The sequence below is a fragment of the Actinoplanes regularis genome, assembly GCF_900188005.1.
In the GTDB taxonomy this organism is placed as follows: domain Bacteria; phylum Actinomycetota; class Actinomycetes; order Mycobacteriales; family Micromonosporaceae; genus Actinoplanes; species Actinoplanes regularis.
The window spans coordinates 1-1,550 of record NZ_FZNR01000066.1 but is presented as its reverse complement, the minus strand read 5'-3'; the positions used below and the strand labels follow the sequence as shown (position 1 = coordinate 1,550).

Genomic DNA, 1,550 nt, shown 5'->3' with positions numbered 1-1,550 from the left:
CTCCGGGCCCACCTCGCTCCCGCCGTCACCGACGGCCTGATCAGCGCGGACAGCACCGTCAAGTTCCGCCACGACCTGGTCCTGCAGGCCGCCCGGGATCTGCTCCCGGCCGCCGAACTGGATCGATCACGGCTGGCGATGGCCCGCCGCCTGGCCGAGCACGACGGCTACGAGCAGCAGGCCGCCGAGCAGTACCTCCCGGTCATCGGCCTGATCGGCGACGACGACGAGCGCCGGACCGCGGCGGCCCTGCTGCACCGGGCCGGGCGCCACGCCGCACGGATCACCAACTATCCCGCCGCCGACGAACTGCTGTCCGCCGCCGACCGGGTCCTGGCCAGCGCCGTCGCCGACGCCGACCGGGACGCGATCGCGATGGACCGGCACATTACGCTCTACTGCCTGGGCCGGCACACCGACGCCGACCGGATCTACCGGGATCTCGCCGCTCGCTCCCCGGACCCGCTCGCCCTGACCGCGGCCACCGCCGTGCAGATCAACAGCCTGACCCAGCGCGACGAGTGCCGCGCGGCGATCGCTCTCGGTCTCGACACGCTACGGCGGTTCGGCATCACCCCGTCGGCCGACCTGGCCGCGGACAACCAGCGCGCCGTGCTCGAACTCCGGGACTGGGTGGCCGCCCATGGACCGGCCTACCCGGCGCGGGAGTCCACCGATCCGCGGATCGTCGCGGTGGCCCGGATCCTGGAGCGGCTGCTCGGGCCCACCAACCTGATCGCCCCGGACCTGTACGCCTGGCTGGTGCTGCAGACACACGTGCTGTGGCAACACAACGGGATGTGCGCACCGCTGACCGGCACCCTGGGTGGAGCCATCCGCGTGACGAGCAGGCTGCTCGACGACCACCGCACCGGATACCTGCTGAGCCGGCACGCGCTGCGGGCCGCTCGCGAACACGGTTACCAGGCGTCGGCGGCGGTGGCCGCCTACATACACCTGATGCTGGCCGCGCCCTGGTTCGAGCCGCTGGAGGAGGTCGTCGAGGGTGGTTGGCAGGCCCGCGACGAACTGCTCGCGGTCGGCGACGTGCAGGTCGCCGGGCTGCACTGGGCGCGGTTGCTGGTCCTGCTGCTGGAGACCGAGGACTCGCTGCAGACCTGCGCCGAGGAGACCGCGGCGGTGCTGGCCTTCGCGGAACAGACCGGCAACCGGTTCGCCGGGCTGATCGCTGTCGGACACCGGCAACTGATCCGGATGTTGCGGGGGCAGACCGCCGGGCCGGGGTCGTTCGCCGGCGAGGACTTCGACGAGGCGGCCTACCTGGACGGCATCAGCGAGAATTTGCCCCTGCTGGCCGGCTATCACCTGGACCGGGCGCTGGCGGCGCTGCTCACCGACGACGCCGCGGCCCTGGCAGAGCACTCGGCCGCGGCGATGACGCACCGCGAGGGGTTCCGCGGGTTCTACTCCGGCGCGCTCGCCCGGGTGACCCGCTGCCTCAGCGACCCCTCCCCCGCGACGACGGACGCCCGCGACTGGCTGGCCCGCCGCGCCGCCGACGCACCCCGCAACTTCCGGCCACTACTACT

Annotated in this window: 1 protein-coding gene; it reads left to right on the top strand. The window is 73.0% G+C overall.

All coding sequences use genetic code 11. The annotated features are described in order from the left end of the window. Nucleotides 1-1,550: ATP-binding protein (locus tag CHC09_RS47040; RefSeq protein ID WP_483398210.1), on the top strand; the 1,550-nt coding region annotated here is incomplete at both ends.